The sequence below is a fragment of the Vibrio zhanjiangensis genome, from assembly GCF_030161235.1.
Taxonomy (GTDB): domain Bacteria; phylum Pseudomonadota; class Gammaproteobacteria; order Enterobacterales; family Vibrionaceae; genus Vibrio; species Vibrio zhanjiangensis.
On sequence record NZ_BSPW01000028.1, the window covers coordinates 1 to 20,575 of the forward strand.

Below are 20,575 nucleotides of genomic sequence, written 5' to 3' on the forward strand. Positions count from 1 at the left end.
AGTTAACGTAATGACAAAGTCGCTTGGTAATTAAGGTACGACAGAATCGCTTGGTGATCACACGGTTTGCGGGTTCCTCATGATTTGTCAGTGGTCGGTTTCGATGATATTCATTTTGCACAATATTGCGATCCACCATTAACAACGATTTCGCAGCCGCGTTATGAAATAGGTCGTCAGGCTATGCTGATGATGCTGGATCTCTTGCGAGGGCATGAGGTTCGCGCAGGCTCTCGTCTACTTGAGACCCAATTAATTATCAGAGAGAGCGCCGCGCCTCCTAGAAGCAGAAGTTGCTAACAGCATAATCACGCTTTCACTGATTTTTACATTCTCCTATGTATTGCATGGCAATCATTACATGCGTTTGCATTTCTATAGAGAATGGCTATCTCGCCTTTGGCAATTAAGCGATACATTTTGATGTGTCGCTTCCATTTCATCACTGTCATCAAAGGTCAATCTGGATTACCATAGCGATAGAAGTAACCGACATTGATTGACAACAGTGGCAAATAGAGATTACGTAAAACGCGGTCGCGGCAATAGCGGAAAAAAAACACAACGTAATAAACCATCATCATCAAGAAAACCATGGCGAAGTGGTTTGTTGGCTGTGGGTTTGCTTGGTGTGTTCGGTTATGGGCTTTATACCCTGAGTAATGATCCAGAGCCTCCTCAACCTCTAGTGCAGCAAGCCAAGCCAAAACCTAAAACTCAAAAACTGCTTCCTCCACCTCCAGAGGAGAAGTGGGATTACGTTGAATCTCTACCAAGTCGAGAAATCGAAGTGACAGCAAAAGAGCAAGTTGTTTCGGAGATTCCTTACATAATGCAATGCGGGGCTTACACCAATGCAGCACAAGCCGAAGCTCGTAAGCTGGATATTGCTTTTCAAGGCATAAACAGCAAAATACGGAAAAAAGAAGACAGCAAATGGTATCGCGTTGTTCTGGGACCTTATAAATACAAGCGTGACGCCGAAAGAGATAAACATAAGCTGCAACGCGCCAAAATTGAGCCATGCGCAATATGGAAAGATACGCAATAGATCTCTGGTGTCGTGCGCTTGGCTGTGTCAGCGGGTTTGCTGTTAGATTTTTATAGCTTGGTCCTTGATGGGTTAAGATCTGACGATTGAAGAGGTGTTATGGGCCGGCATAGCAAATTAATTTGTAGACGACTGATATACGCCCCATTCAAATTGATATTATCAACAGAAGTGCTTTTTCCCTTGAATTTGTCATTTCTTAGCCTCATATATTGTCTAACATTGAAATTAAAATAATTATGAGGCCCTACTCGTGACTACTATTGTATCTGTACGTCGAAACAACAAAGTCGTCATCGCAGGTGATGGACAAGTATCACTGGGTAACACTGTAATGAAAGGCAATGCGCGTAAAGTTCGTCGCCTATACAATAATAAAGTGTTGGCTGGTTTTGCTGGTGGCACAGCCGATGCGTTTACTCTTTTTGAGCGTTTTGAAAGCAAACTGCAAATGCATCAGGGGCATCTGACTAAGGCTGCCGTTGAACTCGCTAAAGATTGGCGCAGTGACCGAGCGTTGAGAAAATTGGAAGCTTTGTTGGCGGTAGCAGATGAGACAGCGTCGCTGATTATTACCGGAAACGGCGATGTTGTTCAGCCAGAAAATGATCTGATTGCGATTGGTTCTGGCGGTAACTTTGCCCAAGCGGCCGCAACGGCATTATTAGAAAACACTGAGTTAGACGCGCGTGAAATTGCCGAGAAGTCACTAAAAATTGCGGGTGATATCTGTGTGTTCACTAACCAATACCACACTATCGAAGAACTAGAAACGCCAGCCGCTGAAGCTGAATAAACAAAGATAGTGGTTATAGAATTTAAGGAATTTGATTATGTCTGAAATGACTCCTCGCGAAATTGTTCATGAGCTCAATTGCCATATTATTGGTCAAGATAAAGCCAAACGTTCTGTTGCCATCGCTTTGCGTAACCGTTGGAGAAGAATGCAATTAGAGGAAAGCTTACGAGTTGAAGTGACCCCTAAGAATATTCTGATGATAGGCCCAACAGGTGTCGGTAAAACCGAAATAGCTCGTCGCCTTGCTAAGCTGGCTAACGCGCCTTTTATCAAAGTTGAGGCGACAAAGTTTACAGAGGTTGGCTATGTGGGTAAAGAAGTGGAAACGATTATCCGTGACTTGACCGATGTGGCGATTAAGATGACTCATCAACAAGCGATGGAAAAGGTCAAATTCCGAGCTGAAGAGCAAGCAGAAGAGCGCATTTTGGATGCACTTCTGCCGCCAGCACGTGATGCTTGGGGACAAAACGAGCAAAGCGATGAAAACTCCAATACTCGTCAGGCTTTTCGCAAGAAATTGCGTGAGGGCAAGTTAGACGACAAGGAAATTGAAGTTGATGTTGCGGCACCACAAATGGGGGTTGAAATCATGGCGCCTCCAGGAATGGAAGAAATGACGAACCAGCTTCAAGGTATGTTCCAAAATTTAGCAGGGGATACCAAGAGAAAGCGCAAACTTAAGATTAAGGATGCGTTTAAAGCGTTGACCGAAGAAGAAGCCGCCAAGTTAGTTAATCAGGAAGAGCTCAAAGAGCAGGCCATTTTCAATGTTGAGAACAATGGCATTGTATTTATCGATGAAATCGACAAAATCTGCAAGCGTGGTGAGAGTTCAGGCCCTGATGTCTCTCGTGAGGGTGTGCAGAGAGACTTACTGCCTTTGATAGAGGGCAGTACCGTATCGACTAAGCATGGTATGGTGAAAACGGATCATATCTTATTCGTGGCCTCAGGTGCATTCCAAGTCGCTAGACCATCGGATCTTATTCCAGAGCTTCAAGGACGCTTGCCGATTCGAGTTGAACTTGAAGCCTTGTCAAGTGATGACTTTAAGCGCATTTTGACCGAGCCAAAAGCCTCTTTGACAGAGCAATATGTTGCGCTGATGAAAACAGAGCAAGTGGACATTGAGTTCACTCAAGATGGCATCGCGCAAATTGCGGATGCGGCTTGGACGGTCAATGAAACCACTGAAAATATCGGTGCTCGCCGTTTACATACGGTTATGGAACGTTTAATGGACGAAATTTCGTTCGAGGCGACAGATAAAGCGGGTTCCAAGCTGACGATTGATGCCCAATATGTAAAAGAAAAGCTCGGCGACACCATAGAAGACGAAGATCTCAGCCGCTTTATTCTTTAGCTTGAAGCTTAACATTTCTTAGTAGAGCCGATCACAAGATCGGCTTTTTCTTTGCCTATATCCCGTTAGAAAATTTGTTCTGACTCTCAGTGTTTTCCTTTGGCATCTTTTTGTTGATACGCCAAAGCAAAGGGTCGCTATATTGGAATGATATTAAAAGTGCAAGGAAATCATATGTCGAGCCTAGAATCTCATTATCCACTGAGCGATTTTATTGAATATCCAGCGGAGGAAATGTCTGCTCGTGCCGAGCAAAATTACCAGCAACTTAAACGTCGTCATTCGATTCGACAGTTTTCACACAGGCCTGTCGCCAAAGAGGTCATTGAAAACTGTATACGTGCCGCAGGAACAGCGCCAAGCGGTGCGAATCATCAGCCTTGGCATTTTGTTGCCATTCATAATAGCCAAGTAAAAGGACAGATAAGACAGGCCGCTGAAGAGCTTGAACAATCGTTTTATCAAGGACGGGCTGGGCAAGAGTGGTTAGAGGCACTAAAGCCTCTAGGAACGGACGCTGATAAACCATACTTGGAGAAAGCTCCATGGCTAATTGCTGTTTTTGCCAAGAAAAAAGGTGGTTTGAACAATGATGGGGAGCAGACCAACTACTATGTCCATGAATCTGTGGGTATTGCGACAGGTTTTTTGTTGCAGGCTTTACATAATGCCGGATTAGCCACGTTGACGCATACTCCTAAACCTATGAGCTTTTTGACCGGTATTTGTGGTCGTGACTCAGACGTGGAGAGACCATATATGTTAATCGTCACTGGCTACCCTGACACTGGAGCGACGATACCGGCCCATGCACTAAATAAGAAAACACTTGATGATATTGCGACCTTTATTGAATAGCTGTAGCCAGAGGTAAATACGGCTGAAGATAGTGGGCCTACTTGTCACCAAATAAACTTATTGTGCTAGTCAGGCCCAGTTTTATGTCTATATCATGACGACAAGCAGTACCGCTAGGGCTGATATAAGGCCCGAAAAAGCATAACATGCTATTTTGCCCGCCAGTCCAGCGTGTATTTTTAGATCGTGCATACCATGATGGATACGATGCATCGCATGCCACATGGGAAGTGCTAGAGTTGCAATAATAAATAGCCCGCCAATCACGCTGCTAGCAAAGCCTTTTACACGCTCATAATCTAGTGCATCTGAATCAATCAATCCCGTAGGAACCAAGATTCCCAATACTAGAATGGTGACTGGAGTGATCATCGCAAACCATGTTCCCCCAGCGCCAAACAAGCTCCACCAAATAGGCTCATCGGAACGCTTTGGTGCAGTATCAACGGAAAAATTCGTTTTCATAGTCTTCGCTCCTTACACCACAATCAGCACAATTAGGGAAATAAACACTACGGCTGCCCATTGCGTCATCACAATCAGCTTTTTATCGATGAGCTTGGCTTTGAATCGAATCGGTACCACCTGAGGCATCATGCTAAAAAAGGTTTGTGCATGAAAGAGACTGCCGATCAAAGCCACAAGGTTAATCAGGATAACAATAGGATTGGCCATAAATTCAAGCCAAGTGTGCCAAGCTTCGGGGCCTCTCACTAAGGCAGCCAGACCAATGGTCAGAAATATCGTAAAGATCACCAAGGGGAGTACCGTCGCCTCTCTTAGCATATAGAAACGATAGAAGGGATGATTTTTCCACCACGTTGGTGTGATTTCTCGGATGTAGGGTTTTCTATTACTCATCCTTAAGCCTCCTGTGATGCGGGTTTGCCATCAGGTTTAAACATAGCAATGACAAAATCCATCGAAGATTCTACCTTACCTTGATTGACGGCAGCGGCGGGGTCGACATTTTTTGGGCATACTTCAGAGCAATAACCAACAAAAGTACATCCCCAAGCACCATTGGCACCATTGATCATAGCCATACGTTGAGATTTACCATTATCTCGGCTATCCAAGTTATAGCGATGGGCTAAAGTCAGTGCAGCAGGCCCAATAAACTCTGGGTTGAGACCAAATTGAGGACAGGCCGCGTAACATAATCCGCAGTTTATGCAGCCTGCAAATTGCTTATATTTGGCCATTTGTTCCGGAGTCTGGATATTGGCGCCATCTTCCGGTGTGCGATCATTGCCGATGATATAGGGCTTGATGGCTTCGAGGCGCTCGATAAAAGGCGTCATATCAACAATCAAGTCTTTTTCAATAGGAAAGTTAGCCAGAGGTTCAATTTTGATTCCATTCGGATAGTCGCGCAAAAAGCTTTTACACGCCAATTTGGGTACACCATTGACCATGATTCCACAAGAGCCACAGATTGCCATTCGGCACGACCACCGATAGGAGAGGTTTTTATCCAAGTTATCTTTGATATAACCAAGAGCATCCAAGGTAGACATAGTGTCATCAAAGGGGACATCAAAGCTTTGCCAATGCGGTTTTGCGTCTTGTTCAGGATCGTATCGCAAAATTTCGATTTTTTGGATTCGACTATTCGACATTACATGCCCTCCTGTAATGAATTGGCATTTTCCTGAGCTGCGGCTTTTTCTGCCGCTTCGCCGTACAGACGAGCCTTTGGTTGTGATTTGGTAATCGTCACATCACTGTATTCGATGTTTGGGGCAGCATTGTGGTTAAAGAAAGCCAAAGAGTGTTTGAGGAAATTGACGTCATCTCTTTCTGTACAGCCCTCATCAAGGCGTTGATGGGCACCGCGAGATTCTCTGCGTAGCATGGCAGAATGTACCATGGCTTCTGCAACTTCCAACCCGTAACCTACCTCAATAGCGTAAAGGAGGTCAGTATTAAATACCTTGCCCTTATCTTTTATGCTCACTCGTTTGAAGCGTTCTTTGAGTTCCGCAATTTTATCCATGGTCGCTTGCATCAAGTCGTGTTGACGGTAAATACCACACCCAGCTTCCATAGTATGGCCCATTTCGTTACGTATATCGGCCCAGTTTTCGTCGCCTTCTTGATTGATTAGGCTGTTGATTCTCTCTTCAACTGATTGAACTTGTTCAGATATGGCGGTTTGGTTCCAACCTGTAAAGTTTTCAGCATGTTTGACAGCTTGTTCACCCGCGACTCGACCAAAGACCACAAATTCAGCCAGTGAGTTCGAGCCTAAACGATTGGCGCCATGAAGCCCGACAGAAGCACATTCTCCTACAGCAAACAGGCCTTTGATTCGAGTCTCACACTCTTGGTTTGTTTCGATACCGCCCATGGTGTAGTGGACGGTGGGTCGAATGGGTATTGGCTCTTTCGCAGGATCAACATTGACATATGCCTTTGCCAGTTCACAGATGAAAGGTAAGCGCTCTTGCAGGTATTCTTCTCCTAAATGACGAAGATCTAAATGGACGACGTCGCCAAGAGGATGTTTGATGGTATTGCCTTTTTGTTGTTCGTGCCAAAACGCTTGAGAAACTTTATCGCGTGGGCCAAGTTCCATGTATTTATTTTTGGGCTGGCCGACCGGCGTTTCTGGCCCCATGCCATAATCTTGCAAATATCGATAACCATCTTTGTTAACTATGATGCCACCTTCACCACGGCAGCCCTCGGTCATCAATATCCCCGTACCGGGTAATCCTGTGGGATGGTATTGAACAAACTCCATATCTCTGAGTGGTACGCCATGACGATAAGCCATTGCCATGCCATCACCAGTCACAATGCCTCCATTGGTATTGCAGTGATAAACACGACCTGCGCCCCCTGTGGCCAATACAACAGATTTGGCTTTTATCGTGATGAGTTCACCCTCAGACATTTGAATCGCGACCAGTCCTTGGATCTCGCCGTTGTCAACGAGCAGATCAAGCACAAAATACTCATCCAGTCTTTTGATGTTTTTGTACTTTATTGAGGTTTGAAACAGGGTATGTAGCATATGAAAGCCGGTCTTATCCGCAGCAAACCAAGTCCGTTCTACTTTCATGCCCCCAAATCGGCGCACATTGACCTCACCGTTGGGTTTTCGGCTCCATGGGCAACCCCATTGCTCCATTTGGATCATTTCACGAGTTGCATTTTCTACAAAATATTCGACGACATCCTGTTCGCAGAGCCAGTCACCTCCCCCAACAGTATCGTTGAAGTGGTTGTCTAAGCTATCTTCATCCTTGATAACTGCTGCTGAGCCACCTTCTGCTGCGACGGTATGAGAACGCATTGGGTAAACTTTAGAGATCAGTGCGATGTCTAAATCAGGGTTTGCTTCAGCTGCTGCAATAGCAGTACGAAGACCAGCACCGCCGGCGCCGATGACTGCGATATCTGTGGTGATAGTTTGCACAGTTATCCTCCAGTATGAAATTGCGGAGTTATCCGCTTGTTATTGTCAAAAGGGTAATCCCCATAAAGATTAGGGTTAGTGTAAAAGAGAGGCAGAAGACAAAAATTGATGTATTTAGGTTTTTGCTCTGGTAATCAGCTGCAACGCATAAAAAATCTGCGTAATGTGAGTGTTATCACGACATATTTATAATCTAATTGCCATTCGGTGGGGGGAATGACGCTGGTGGATGGTTTGGTCACGACAGTCACTTGTTTATTCCAATGACTGTGGTTTTGTGAATTATTTTATCTATGTTGGGTTTTCAATCTTGAGTGTGTCTATGGAAAGGTCAGTCGTTATTGGGATTTGCAAACCTAATCAAAGGTGATAGTTTCCCACTTCAATTGAAATACATGAGTAGTCAAACATGAGTATAACTTGGCAACCTGCAGCATCAATCGAACAACTCAAACTTAGGGCTGATTTACTGAGACAAATTCGTCAATTTTTCAGTGATAGATCGGTATTGGAAGTTGATACGCCAGCGCTTAGTCATGCCACAGTGACGGATATGCATTTGCATACTTTTAAGACAGAGTTTGTGGGACCCAATTATGCTAGAGGCCAGACCTTATATTTAATGACTAGCCCTGAGTTTCACATGAAACGTTTGCTATCAGCAGGAAGCGGGTGTATTTACCAAATCGGTAAATCTTTCAGAAATGAAGAAAGTGGGCGCCATCATAATCCCGAGTTTACCATGTTAGAATGGTATCGAGTGGGTTTTGACCATCATAAATTAATGGATGAAATCGATGAGCTTCTTCAATTGACTCTTAAAGTACCGTCAGCGAGTCGCGCCACTTATCAACAGGTGTTTCTAGACGTTTTAGGTATATGTCCCTTAGAGGCGTCGATATCTGAGCTAAAAGACACTGCTAGTGTTTTAGGGCTTGGAGATATCGCTCAGGAGGAACAAGATAGAGATACCTTACTCCAGCTGTTGTTTAGTATTGGAATTGAACCTCAAATTGGTCAGCAGCACCCTATTTTTGTTTACGATTTTCCAGCATCGCAAGCTGCGCTTGCTAGAATTAGCCCTCAAGACTGTCGGGTTGCAGAGAGGTTTGAGGTCTATTTTAAAGGCGTTGAGCTTGCGAATGGTTTTCATGAACTTGATAGTGCAGAGGAGCAGTTGCAGCGTTTTGAAGACGATAACCGCAAGCGCCAGCTTTCGGGGCTGCCGTCTCAGCCAATTGATTATCACCTAATCGCAGCGTTAAAGAATGGTTTACCTGACTGCGCTGGTGTTGCGCTAGGGGTTGATCGTCTTATGATGCTGGCGAATCAAATTGAACATATTGACCAAGTCATCGCTTTTCCTTTCGATAGAGCGTGATTCTATAGGTTATGTCTCGCTAAGCGAGGACATCCTCGCTATACTGCCAGTCTAAATTTACATTTCAGGGCTGCTGCTAATAAGCAGCCCTAGCATTGAAGAGCACGGGACATGCAAGAGTACATCGCATTTTTTCAAGAAAATATGATCCTTTCTTTGGTTTGGGTAGGCATATTGGTTGCCCTTATCATGAACATAGTAAAATCAAGCACAGCGGCTTACAAAGAAATCACCGCATCACAAACCACATACTTGATGAATAGAGAGAATGGCATTGTGGTTGATATTCGTAGTCAAGAAGATTATCGAAAAGGTCATATTACAGACGCAGTTCACATTTTGCCTTCTGATATCAAAGCGGGTAACTTAGGGAAACTTGAAAAGCATAAATCTAGCCCAATTATCCTAGTATGCCAGACAGGTCAAACGGCTCAAGAGAGCGCTAACCTTCTAGCAAAAGGCGGATTTGAAAACGTCAACTTACTTAAAAATGGTTTAATTGCTTGGAATGAAGCAAATCTACCATTAGTGAAAGGCAAAAAGTAATTTTCAATTTTTGGATGTTGCTTAATAGAGCAGCGTTAATATGAGAGGCATGAGATATTAGCGACTAAATGCACTCACAATTCACCTCTCACTTAGTCTCTATGTAGACAATTTGAACCTAAAGGATTTACACATGGCTGAAGCAGCACCACAACAAGAAACTCAGAACTTCGCAATTCAACGCATTTTTCTTAAAGATGTGTCTTTTGAAGCACCTAATTCACCAACCATGTTCCAAAAAGAATGGAACCCAGATGTAAAGCTGGATTTGGATACCCAAAGTCGTGAGCTGGGCGAAGGTGTATATGAAGTGATACTACGTTTGACGGTTACGGTAAAAAATGCTGAAGAAACAGCATTTTTATGTGAAGTTCAGCAAGGTGGTATCTTCACTGCGGAAAAAATGGAATCGGGCCAACTAGCGCATTGTTTGGGAGCATTCTGCCCAAATATTCTTTTCCCTTATGCGCGTGAAACTATTTCAAGCCTAGTAGTAAAAGGTACTTTCCCACAGCTAAACCTTGCACCAGTTAACTTTGATGCCTTGTTTATGAACTACTTGCAGCAGCAAGCTCAGCAAGAAGGTAAAGCTGAGGCTTAATCTTAGGTACACGACACGACTAGGGCAAAACCTTGGTGTTAAACTGAAATGCACAGAGCAATCACATTGATGATGCAATGTGCATTTTTCATTTGCGACGTACAATATGGCTAAGTGGCGCTAACGCTTCTGGTGACTTGCTCACACCATTCGGAAAATGTTTAACTGAAAGACTGGGGGTATGACTCCACAGGCTTAAATAGTAATCAGGTACAATCATGACAGAAACTCACACCATAAGTAGCGACAGTAACGATACAGTAATGGCGGTGCTCGGTGCTGGATCATACGGTACATCTCTTGCGATATCACTGGCGCGAAATGGCGCTAAGGTGATGCTTTGGGGGCATGATGCTGAGCATATGAGGCGTTTACAATCAGAACGCGCCAATCATGCCTTTTTGCCGGGTATTGATTTCCCGCCATCTTTGGTGGTCGAGTCTGATTTGGCAAAGGTGGTACAAGCTAGCAAAGATCTATTAGTCGTGGTTCCAAGTCATGTATTTTCTGACGTGCTGACCAAGGTGAAACCCTATTTGCGCAGCGACTCTAGATTGTGCTGGGCAACAAAAGGGCTTGAACCTGAAACGGGTCGTCTGCTTCAAGAGGTTGCTAAAGATATCTTGGGCAATGGGTATCCCTTAGCGGTTCTATCTGGTCCAACATTTGCGAAAGAATTGGCTATGGGCATGCCCACTGCCATTTCTGTGGCCTCACCTGATGCGGGCTTTGTCGCTGATCTTCAAGATAAAATACACTGCAGTAAAACATTTCGCGTCTATGCCAATAGCGACTTTATTGGTATGCAGCTCGGCGGCGCAGTAAAAAATGTGATTGCGATTGGGGCTGGTATGTCTGATGGTATTGGCTTTGGGGCGAATGCTCGAACTGCGTTGATTACTCGTGGTCTTGCGGAAATGACGCGACTTGGCATAGCGCTCGGTGCTCAGCCTGAAACATTCATGGGCATGGCAGGTCTTGGTGATTTGGTATTGACTTGCACAGACAATCAATCTCGCAATCGCCGCTTCGGTTTAGCCCTAGGACAAGGTAAAAATGTGCAAACTGCTCAAGATGAGATAGGGCAAGTTGTCGAAGGATATCGTAATACAAAAGAAGTATGGTTACTTTCGAAAAGAGTTGGGGTTGAACTACCCATTGTTGACCAAATCTATCAAGTATTGTATCAAGGTAAAGATGCGCATCTTGCTGCAAAGGATTTGCTTGCCCGTGATAAAAAAGCAGAAGCTTAACGCTTGATGCAACCAGAGTGAAGGTATCTAGCTGAGGTTAGATGTAAGGTTGAGAAATGAAACATTGTGAAAAACAAAAAGTTTGGCAGGCTGTTGTGGCAGAAGCTCGTGAATTGTCTGAGCAAGAGCCTATGCTGGCGAGCTTTTACCATGCCACCATTATCAAACATGATAGTTTAGCATCGGCGTTGAGTTACATTTTGGCGAATAAACTTCACACTGCATCAATGCCCGCTATGGCTATTCGAGAAGTGATTGAAGAGGCATTTAATTCTGATGGCTCGATCACTGAGGCTGCTGCGTGTGATATCAGTGCAACCGTCAACCGGGATCCTGCGGTTTCTATGTATTCAATGCCTTTGCTGTATTTGAAAGGCTACCATGCTTTGCAAGGGTATCGTGTGGCGAACTGGCTCTGGAAGCAAGGAAGAATAGCGCTTGCGACTTATCTACAAAATCAATTATCCGTCGCTTGTCAGGTAGATATCCACCCTGCTGCACGCATAGGGCAAGGGATTATGCTTGATCATGCCACTGGGATAGTCATTGGTGAAACTGCCGTTGTTGAAAATGATGTGTCTATACTCCAAGACGTGACTCTAGGTGGTACAGGTAAAGCCTGTGGTGATCGACATCCTAAAATACGCGAAGGTGTAATGATAGGAGCGGGCGCTAAAATTCTTGGCAATATTGAAGTCGGGGAGGGTGCTAAAATAGGCTCTTGTTCGGTTGTGTTGCAGCCTGTTCCTCCCCATACCACAGTCGCTGGTGTACCTGCTAAGATTGTTGGGCGTCCTAAAACAGATAAGCCTTCTCTTGATATGGACCAACAATTCAACGGACGTTCACAAAGCTTTGTCGGTGGTGATGGTATTTAGTACTTATCTTAGCCTACTGAAAACAAGGGGTTGACGTTCGGTCAACCCTTTATTTTTTGCTTTCATTTATGCGAGTGCTTCTAGCTCTGCAAGGGCTTCTTCAGCCCATTCTACCCACGCTTGGCGTACAAGTAGGTTGCGGCGAAGCGTTAGACGCTCAAGGCGCTGCTGTTTATCGAGCGTCGCTGTTTTAGAATAATACGCACTTTCTATTTCTTTGTAGTGCGAGACGAGTTTGCGAGACTCTTCAACCAGTTCAGCGAGCTGCTGACGATAAGGTGCTGATGGCTGTACTGCACAAGCCATGAGTTTTGCGCAAAACTCATCACGAACCGTTGGATGAGCCGTCGGTTGGTCGAACCATTCACCGAGTGCCACGCGTCCTGCTGGTGTAATTGAGTACACTTTGCGGTCAGGCTTACCTTCCTGAGGCTCTAGTACACAAGTAACAAGTTGATTTTGAGCCATTTTGTTGAGCTCGCGATACACTTGCTGATGACTTGCTTTCCAAAAGTAACCGATGGTGGCTGAAAATTCTTTGGTGATATCATATCCAGTTGCATCACGTGTGCTGAGAACTGTTAGGATAACGTGTGGTAATGACATGTCTTTAATCCAAATGGTCAAATAAATACTTACAACTGCTTAGCTACTGTTGTGCTTCTATGGCACTAATCATCAGCGGAAATTCAAGCAGCGCCAACAGTGTTGGCCATGTCACCTTAAAAGCCGTTTTATCACCTAGAGCGATTTATAATGTTATTGTTCATCGCAAAGGAGCAGTATTATATCTAAATAATAAGCATAAAGTGGAATAGAAAAATCAATAAAGTCAAAAAACTGATAATTAACTCAATAAATTAATATATCAGAATATTATTCTGTTTTTTTGTCTTTTTTAATGAGAAATTGTAATTTTATTTTGCTCTATTTGGGGTTTTTAGCATCAGAAGTATTGAGGTGAGAGTATAAATCAGCCTCAATACATTCTTCTTGGTGGATTATCCGGTGTTTCGCATCCCTGCTGCGATACCGGCGATGGTGATCATTAAGGCTTCTTCGAGCTCTGGAGAAGTCGCTTCATTTTGGCGATTTCGATAGAGTAATTCAGCTTGCAGCATGTTAAGAGGTTCTACGTATATGTTACGCAAACGAATGGACTCTTGCCCCCATGGATCGCTTTGCATTAAGTTCTCGTTGTTTTCGACATTTAATACGGCCTTAATGTCTTGGCTGAGCTGCTGACGTAGCTTCTCTCCAAGAGGCAATAGTTTGGCCTCTACCAGTCGTTCATCGTAATAGCGAGAGATTTCTAGGTTACATTTTATGTAGACCATTTCTAGCATACCCAGTCGCGTAGAGAAAAATGGCCATTCACGGCACATTTCTTCAAGTAGGGTTTGTTGCCCGTTATCTATCGAGTGTTGGATCGCCTCACCCGCACCAAGCCAAGCAGGTAAGACTAAACGATTTTGACTCCATGAGAAAATCCAAGGTATGGCGCGCAGGCTTTCCACCCCCCCATTGGGATTTCTTTTCGCAGGGCGAGATCCTAGCGGTAATTTACCCAGTTCAAGCTCAGGTGTTGCTTGGCGAAAGTAGGGTACAAAGTCAGGCTCTCCTCGAACGATACTTCTATAGGCTTCACAGCTCACTTTAGATAGAAGGTTCATCTGGTCGCGCCACTCTTGCTTTGGTTCTGGTGGTGGCAGTAGATTAGCCTCTAAGATAGCACTTGCGTAGAGAGTAAAGCTATTGACCGCAACTTCAGGCAGGCCGAGTTTAAAACGAATCATCTCTCCTTGTTCAGTGACTCTCAGTCCACCCTTCAAACTTTTTGGTGGCTGGGAGAGCAATGCTGCATGAGCAGGCGCGCCGCCACGGCCAATTGTACCGCCACGTCCATGAAAGAGGGTGAGTTCAATTCCTGCTTCATCAGCCACTTTTACTAGGGATTCCATGGCATGATATTGGGCCCAGCCCGCCGACATAACACCGGCGTCTTTGGCTGAATCTGAATAACCTATCATGACCATTTGATGGTTTTGAATAAACCCTCGGTATAAGTCGATTGCCATCAATTGTGTAATGACGGACTCGGCGTTATTGAGGTCGTCAAGTGTCTCAAACAGGGGACACACATCCATTCTATATGGGCAGCCTGCTTCTTGAAGCAGTAAATGTACCGCGAGCACATCCGATGCGGTGCGTGCCATGGAAATGACATAAGCGCCAAATGCTTCACGTGGTTGAGTGGCGATAATTTTGCAAGTATCGAGCACTTCCTGTACTGGCTCTGATGGTTGCCAATCTCTCGGTAGCAAGGGTCGTTTGGAAGCCAGTTCATTGGTTAAGAAGGCAATTCTATCTTGTTCATTCCAATGATTGTAATCACCAATGCCCAAATAACGAGTAAGCTCTGATAACACATCGGAATGGCGTGTGCTTTCTTGACGGATATCTAAGCGGACCAAATGGACACCGAAGGCCTTAATCCGGCGCAGAGTATCTAACAAAGATCCATCTGCGATGATTCCCATCCCACATTGGTGTAAAGATTGGTAGCAGGCGTATAACGGCTCCCAAAGCTGGTCTATTTTTTGTAGCGGCGCTTTGACCGCAATCTTTTGGCCTTTTATTTTGCCATCCAAGATATCTTTGGTTTCAGACAAAAGAGAACGTAACTGTTTAAGAATAGCGCGATAAGGTTCGTGTTCGTCGGCACCAGCCAGTGAGCGCACGGTTTCGTTGCAGCGAGTCATAGACAATTCGCTGATTAATTCATGGATATCATTTAGATAAAGATCGGCCGCTTTCCAGCGTGACAGCAACATGACTTCACGAGTGATCGTATGTGTTACAAATGGATTACCGTCTCTATCTCCTCCCATCCATGATGAGAAGTGAACCGGCCTAGCATCGATAGGTAACCCTTCTTGTAAGTATTCACGAACTCTGCTGTCGAGTTCGCGTAGAAAATCTGGAACCGCTTCCCAGAGTGAGTTCTCAACCACAGCGAAACCCCATTTGGCTTCATCGAGTGGGGTGGGGCGTTGCTGACGAATGGTATCGGAATGCCATCCTTGAGCGATCAACTGTTCGAGTCGCCGCTCAGTTTTCAAGCGCTCTTTGCTTGAAAGTTCATTTAAATCTAATTTCGACAGACATTGGTTAATTTTGACCAGTTTATTGATCATGGTGCGACGTGTAATTTCAGTCGGATGTGCTGTCAGTACTAATTCGATATTGAGATCACGAATCGCCTGAGCAGTATCGAGTTTTCCAATACCATTTTGGTCCAGTTTTGCAAACAAAGCGTTGATGGCATCTGGTTCACTGACGTCAGCATCGCAATGGCGAGAAATGGTGTGATATTGCTCGGCCATATTGGTGAGGTTGAGAAATTGATTGAAGGCGTGAGCAACGGGGGTAAGTTGATCGTCAGGTAGGTTCTTGATTTCTTCTATCAAGCTTTCTCGATCAGATTTATTACCAGAAAGAGCAGATTTGGAGAGTTTACGAATGGTTTCTACTTTTTCCAGAAGGGCATCACCGTGAGCGTCCTTGATGGTATTACCCAGTAAGTGCCCAAGCATGCTTACGTTACTTCTGAGAGCAGAGTATTTTTCGTTCATTATTATCCTACCTTGTAAAAAAATTACATCCATTGTTCCTTGTTGAGAAGACAATCTAGCGAAAAATATCAATGGGAGTCAAATACTCTTGACTCTATTTGCCAATATTAACCAAGTGAAGCAAGTGACTTAATTTGGTTATTTATTTAGCGCATGTTGAAATTTTATTACAACAATGAGCCAAACTGACTGAATTGCCAGTCTGGTTCTAGCTAGAAACAATATTTATGCATTGCCTTTGCCAGTATGTCTATTGTGGGATCGATAAACTCAAATCCAAGATATTCATCAGGTTGATGGGCTTGTTCTATAGACCCAGGACCTAAAACGAGTGTTGGGCATAGTTGCTGAAGAAACGGCGCTTCTGTACAGTAGTTGACGGTTGTACTGTCAGTGCCACATATTGCCTCTACACCAGCAATAAAAGGGTGATCACTTTGGCATTCATAGCCTGGAATAGGCTCATGGAGAGGCGTGATTTCGATTCGTCCTGGCCACTTCGATTCCACTTCTGTTAATGCACCTCGCAGCATATTATCCAAACTGTCCAAACTAATGCCAGGAAGAGGCCGAACATCATAGTGCAGTTCACAGCAGCCACAAATGCGGTTGGCGCTGTCCCCACCGTGGATATGACCAAGGTTGAGAGTCGGGCTCGGTATCGCAAATCCTGGGTGGTGATACTCTTTAATGAGTTTATCGCGCAGTGTCATCATGGCAAAGAGGATCTCATGCATAATTTCAATCGCATTGACCCCAAGAGCAGGATCTGACGAGTGTCCTGATTTACCCGTTACTCGAATCGAATTCGCCATGTGGCCTTTATGGCCCCTTATTGGTACAAGGCTGGTGGGTTCGCCAATAATACAGTAGTCAGGCGTGATAGGGCTATTGTCAGTAAAATGCCTAGCACCCAGCATAGTGGTTTCTTCATCGCATGTTGCCAGTACATACAGAGGTTTGCTTTGTTGGCTCCAGTCAACTTTTTTTACTGCCTCTAAGATAAAGGCAAAAAAGCCTTTCATGTCTGCTGTACCTAGGCCATAAAAGCGATTATCGGCTTGAGTAAGCTTGTGAGGTTCAAAATTCCACCGCCCTTGGTCGAAAGGAACAGTGTCACTATGGCCAGCCAGAAGTAGCCCTCCATCGCCAGTTCCTTTTTTAGCCAGTAAATTGAATTTTCCATCCGATACTTGGATAACGTCCGTTTCAAAGCCTATTGATTGCATCCAACAGTCAAGCTTCTCTATAACATTGGCATTGCCTTCATCCCAACTAGGGTCAGTTGAACTGATGGAAGACGTCGATATTAGGCCTTGGTAGACCTCCATAAAACTGGGTAATTGCATATTAGTTTCGCTTTGCCTGTTGACATAAATGATTAATGAAGGTAAAAACATAATAAATCATTTATAATGAATAAAAAACCAATAAACTGGTGTTTTCTTAAATTTATAATCACGATTAATAGTGACTACTAAATAACAAGTCGGATGTCTATATGCTTAAAACCACCATTGTCGGCGCTAGCGGTTATACCGGAGCTGAACTCGCACTTATGGTGCATAAACACCCAAAGCTTACATTATCTGGTTTGTATGTTTCAGCCAAGAGTGTAGATGCAGGTAAGTGTATTTCCCAGTTACATGGCAAGTTATCGGGTGTGGTGAAGCACTTGGTCGAGCCGTTGCAAGATCCGGAACGGGTTGCTTGCCAAAGTGATGTGATCTTTTTGGCTACAGATCATCAAGTGAGTCATGACTTAGCCCCTATTTTTCTTGCAAAAGGTTGCCAAGTTTTTGATTTGTCGGGTGCGTTTAGAGTTAAACAACAAGGTTTTTATGAGCACTTCTATGGCTTTGAACATCAGCATCAGAATTGGTTAGATGCGGCTGTTTATGGTTTAGCTGAATGGAATACGGATGACATTAAGAGCAACCAATTGATTGCTGTACCAGGCTGTTATCCTACCGCTTCGCAACTTGCAATTAAGCCTTTAGTTGAAGCTGGGCTTCTAAACAGTCAGCAGTGGCCCGTGATTAATGCCACCAGTGGTGTATCGGGCGCAGGCAGAAAGGCGTCCATGACAAACAGCTATTGTGAAGTCAGTTTAAAACCTTACGGTGTGTTTTCTCATAGACACCAGCCTGAAATTGCTCACCACCTTGGTACTGACGTTATATTCACGCCTCATTTGGGTAATTTTAAACGTGGCATCTTGGCTACCATAACGATGAAGTTAGTCGATGGCGTGACCGAAGACGATGTAGAACAAGCGTTTAAGACGGCTTATGGTAACAAACCCGCCGTGCGTCTATTGTCGCAAGACTTACCTAGTATTCAAAATGTCGAGAATACCCCGTTTTGCGATATTGGTTGGAAGGTGCAGGGTCAGCACATCATAGTTGTTTCAGCGATAGACAACTTACTCAAAGGTGCTTCTAGCCAAGCGATGCAATGCCTCAACATCCACTACGGATTTCCAGAGTTAACTGCCCTTCTCTAAACCAGTGGGCAATAAGGAAAAGTAATGACAGATAACAAACAAACTCCATTAGTGATCAAACTCGGCGGCGCTGCCTTGTCATGTACAGAAACGCTAAGCCAGGTATTTTGTGCCATTTCTGATTATCAAAATCTGGCTCGCCGACACATGGTGATCGTTCACGGAGGCGGATATCTGGTGGATGAGCTGATGGCTAAGCTGCAACTAAAAACAGTCAAAAAAGAGGGTTTACGCGTTACGCCATATGACCAAATTCCTTTGATTACGGGTGCTTTGGCTGGTACTGCGAACAAAATGTTGCAGGGACAGGCAATTAAAGATGGTCTGAATGCAATCGGCCTCAGTCTTGCTGATGGAGGTTTGTGTCAAGTTGAAGAATTGGACCCACAGCTTGGGGCAGTCGGTAAGGTCATGCCCGGTGATTCATCGCTATTGCAGGCGATTCTTAATGCAGGTGCTTTGCCAATTATAAGCTCCATTGGTTTGACGACGAATGGACAAATGATGAACGTCAACGCCGATCAGGCCGCGGTAGCGGTGGCGGGCGCATTAGATGCGGAGCTTGTATTGCTATCAGATGTCAGTGGAGTGCTGGATGGAAAGGGACGTCTTATCAAGAGTCTCAATGAGCAAGAAGCACAAAGTCTTATTAATGGTCAGGTTATTACTGACGGCATGATAGTTAAAGTAAAAGCAGCGCTAGAAGCGGCTAGTACCTTGGGACGAGCGATTGAGGTTGCGACTTGGCGTTACCCAGAAAAGCTTGGAAAGCTATTTGCTGGGGAAAGCATTGGAACCCAGTTTTTACCTGAATAATAAAAATTTAACTACAGCGCTGACCGCCATGTGCAGGGCTGATATTTTTGGAGATAAGTAAGAAATGAGCAAAGTAAAAGTTAGTAAAGTTGTTGTCGCATACTCTGGCGGTCTCGATACCTCGGTCATTATCCCGTGGCTTAAAGAAAACTATGACTGTGAAGTTGTCGCGTTTGTGGCTGACGTAGGTCAAGGTGCAGAAGAGCTGGAAGGAATTGAAGCCAAGGCCAAAGCATCTGGTGCATCTGAATGTTACGTTGCTGATCTAAAGGAAGCCATGGTTGCCGATTATATCTATCCGACGTTAAAAACGGGTGCTTGCTATGAAGGCAAATACTTGCTTGGTACATCAATGGCAAGACCTATTATTGCCAAAGCTCAAGTTGAAGTCGCTCGCAAAGTGGGCGCGGATGCCTTGTGTCATGGATGTACTGGTAAAGGCAATGATCAGGTACGTTTTGAAGGTGCATTTGCCGCGTTAGCACCGGATCTTCATGTTATTGCACCTTGGCGTGAATGGGATCTTGTCAGCCGTGAACAGTGTCTTGATTATCTTGCTGAGCGTAACATTCCTTGTGCTGCATCATTAACCAAAATCTACTCAAGAGATGCGAATGCTTGGCATATTTCAACGGAAGGTGGTGTACTTGAAGATACTTGGAATGCACCGAATGAAGATTGCTGGGTGTGGACGGTTGATCCAGAACAGGCGCCAAACGAAGCAGAATACGTGAGCTTGAAAGTTGAAAAAGGGGAGGTAGTGAGTGTCGATGGTGAAGCCATGACACCATACAACACGCTTGTTTACCTAAACGAGAAAGGAGCCAAACATGGTGTCGGTCGCATCGATATCGTCGAAAACCGTTTGGTGGGTATGAAATCTCGAGGTTGCTATGAGACTCCGGGAGGCACCATCATAATGGAAGCTCTGCGTGCGGTTGAACAATTGGTTCTTGATAAAACCGCTTTTGAGTTTCGTGAAGAACTTGGCGTTAAAGCTTCCCACCTTGTGTATGATGGTCGCTGGTTTACACCTTTGTGTAAGTCCATTCTGGCAGCATCACAGGAACTGGCTCAAGACGTAAATGGAGAAGTGGTTATCAAGCTATACAAAGGCCAAGCTACCGTGACTCAGAAGCGCTCTGAAAACAGCTTATACTGTGAAGAGTTTGCAACTTTTGGTGAGGACGAGGTTTATGATCAGAGTCACGCTGAAGGCTTTATTCGTCTTTACTCACTTTCTAGTCGTATTCGGGCGCTCAAGCAGCAAAAAAATTAATCGTAGATAATACACCACAGCCCATTCGCATATTGAATGGGCTTTTTTATTCGTCCGATAAGCAAGAATCAAAAACGCATGAATAAATATGTATTAATATTGAATTAATACTTTATTTTTGGTGTGAATTACCGTAACTTTGCAGCATAAGATAAAAACTGGGTTAAACCCAGAGTTGT

19 protein-coding genes and 1 pseudogene are annotated in these 20,575 nt (G+C 44.5%); 13 read left to right on the plus strand and 7 right to left on the minus strand.

Translation table 11 applies throughout. The features are described from left to right. Positions 1–63 precede the first annotated feature (63 nt). The 5 genes and pseudogenes from QQK21_RS08480 to QQK21_RS08500 all read left to right on the plus strand — a co-directional run. Positions 64–300 (plus strand): annotated as a pseudogene (locus QQK21_RS08480) (substrate-binding domain-containing protein); the annotation flags it as partial. 208 nt (positions 301–508) lie between these two features. Beyond that, entirely contained in the window at positions 509–1,051 is a 543-nt protein-coding gene (locus QQK21_RS08485; protein ID WP_284191766.1) for an SPOR domain-containing protein, read from the plus strand. Between the two features lie 253 nt (positions 1,052–1,304). After that, on the plus strand, positions 1,305–1,847 hold the full coding sequence (hslV, locus tag QQK21_RS08490; RefSeq protein ID WP_284191767.1) for an ATP-dependent protease subunit HslV: 543 nt from the start codon (positions 1,305–1,307) through the stop codon (positions 1,845–1,847). 37 nt (positions 1,848–1,884) lie between these two features. Further along, positions 1,885–3,216, plus strand: coding sequence for an ATP-dependent protease ATPase subunit HslU (gene hslU, locus QQK21_RS08495; protein WP_284191768.1), 1,332 nt, complete (start codon positions 1,885–1,887; stop codon positions 3,214–3,216). 174 nt (positions 3,217–3,390) lie between these two features. Next, positions 3,391–4,074, plus strand: a complete 684-nt coding sequence (locus tag QQK21_RS08500; protein WP_284191769.1) for a nitroreductase family protein — start codon at positions 3,391–3,393, stop codon at positions 4,072–4,074. Positions 4,075–4,161: 87 nt separating this feature from the next. Here the strand turns inward: QQK21_RS08500 and frdD are convergent, their stop codons facing one another. Genes frdD through frdA form a run of 4 tightly spaced genes read right to left on the minus strand, consistent with a single transcriptional unit; the run spans position 4,162 to position 7,501 of the window. Then, on the minus strand, positions 4,162–4,539 hold the full coding sequence (frdD, locus tag QQK21_RS08505) for a fumarate reductase subunit FrdD (RefSeq protein WP_284191770.1): 378 nt from the start codon (positions 4,537–4,539) through the stop codon (positions 4,162–4,164). Positions 4,540–4,551: 12 nt separating this feature from the next. Beyond that, positions 4,552–4,935 (minus strand): fumarate reductase subunit FrdC, encoded by a 384-nt coding sequence (frdC, locus tag QQK21_RS08510; protein ID WP_284191771.1) that lies wholly within the window; start codon positions 4,933–4,935, stop codon positions 4,552–4,554. 2 nt (positions 4,936–4,937) lie between these two features. Further along, positions 4,938–5,696, minus strand: coding sequence for a succinate dehydrogenase/fumarate reductase iron-sulfur subunit (locus tag QQK21_RS08515; RefSeq protein WP_284191772.1), 759 nt, complete (start codon positions 5,694–5,696; stop codon positions 4,938–4,940). After that, positions 5,696–7,501 carry a fumarate reductase (quinol) flavoprotein subunit gene (gene frdA / locus QQK21_RS08520; RefSeq protein ID WP_284191773.1) on the minus strand — a complete coding sequence of 602 codons (1,806 nt, stop codon included), beginning with the start codon at positions 7,499–7,501 and terminating at the stop codon, positions 5,696–5,698. The genes QQK21_RS08515 and frdA overlap by 1 nt, the downstream gene beginning before the upstream one ends. A gap of 409 nt (positions 7,502–7,910) precedes the next feature. Here frdA and epmA point away from each other — a divergent pair, with 409 nt between their 5' ends. The 5 genes from epmA to cysE all read left to right on the plus strand — a co-directional run bounded on the left by epmA (position 7,911) and on the right by cysE (position 12,160). Beyond that, on the plus strand, positions 7,911–8,882 hold the full coding sequence (gene epmA / locus QQK21_RS08525; protein WP_284191774.1) for an elongation factor P--(R)-beta-lysine ligase: 972 nt from the start codon (positions 7,911–7,913) through the stop codon (positions 8,880–8,882). Between the two features lie 111 nt (positions 8,883–8,993). Next, positions 8,994–9,428, plus strand: coding sequence for a rhodanese-like domain-containing protein (locus QQK21_RS08530; protein WP_284191775.1), 435 nt, complete (start codon positions 8,994–8,996; stop codon positions 9,426–9,428). 133 nt (positions 9,429–9,561) lie between these two features. After that, positions 9,562–10,029 (plus strand): protein-export chaperone SecB, encoded by a 468-nt coding sequence (gene secB, locus QQK21_RS08535; RefSeq protein ID WP_284191776.1) that lies wholly within the window; start codon positions 9,562–9,564, stop codon positions 10,027–10,029. A gap of 218 nt (positions 10,030–10,247) precedes the next feature. Continuing rightward, positions 10,248–11,282 (plus strand): NAD(P)H-dependent glycerol-3-phosphate dehydrogenase, encoded by a 1,035-nt coding sequence (gpsA, locus tag QQK21_RS08540; RefSeq protein WP_284191777.1) that lies wholly within the window; start codon positions 10,248–10,250, stop codon positions 11,280–11,282. A 56-nt stretch (positions 11,283–11,338) separates the two neighbouring features. Continuing rightward, a complete protein-coding gene (gene cysE / locus QQK21_RS08545) occupies positions 11,339–12,160 on the plus strand; it encodes a serine O-acetyltransferase (RefSeq protein ID WP_284191778.1) in 822 nt (273 codons plus the stop codon). A gap of 66 nt (positions 12,161–12,226) precedes the next feature. Here the strand turns inward: cysE and QQK21_RS08550 are convergent, their stop codons facing one another. The 3 genes from QQK21_RS08550 to argE form a co-directional block, all read right to left on the minus strand. Then, positions 12,227–12,766, minus strand: coding sequence for a PadR family transcriptional regulator (locus tag QQK21_RS08550; protein ID WP_284191779.1), 540 nt, complete (start codon positions 12,764–12,766; stop codon positions 12,227–12,229). A gap of 395 nt (positions 12,767–13,161) precedes the next feature. Continuing rightward, complete coding sequence (ppc, locus tag QQK21_RS08555) at positions 13,162–15,795, minus strand: phosphoenolpyruvate carboxylase (RefSeq protein ID WP_284191780.1); 2,634 nt, start codon at positions 15,793–15,795, stop codon at positions 13,162–13,164. 212 nt (positions 15,796–16,007) lie between these two features. Continuing rightward, entirely contained in the window at positions 16,008–17,144 is a 1,137-nt protein-coding gene (gene argE, locus QQK21_RS08560; protein WP_284191781.1) for an acetylornithine deacetylase, read from the minus strand. A gap of 152 nt (positions 17,145–17,296) precedes the next feature. Here argE and argC point away from each other — a divergent pair, with 152 nt between their 5' ends. From argC to QQK21_RS08575, 3 genes are all read left to right on the plus strand, one after another. Continuing rightward, positions 17,297–18,301 (plus strand): N-acetyl-gamma-glutamyl-phosphate reductase, encoded by a 1,005-nt coding sequence (gene argC / locus QQK21_RS08565; protein ID WP_284191782.1) that lies wholly within the window; start codon positions 17,297–17,299, stop codon positions 18,299–18,301. 24 nt (positions 18,302–18,325) lie between these two features. Next, positions 18,326–19,117: an acetylglutamate kinase gene (gene argB / locus QQK21_RS08570; protein ID WP_284191783.1), complete on the plus strand. Its 792-nt coding sequence runs from the start codon at positions 18,326–18,328 to the stop codon at positions 19,115–19,117. A gap of 64 nt (positions 19,118–19,181) precedes the next feature. After that, entirely contained in the window at positions 19,182–20,396 is a 1,215-nt protein-coding gene (locus QQK21_RS08575; RefSeq protein ID WP_284191784.1) for an argininosuccinate synthase, read from the plus strand. Positions 20,397–20,575: the final 179 nt, after the last annotated feature.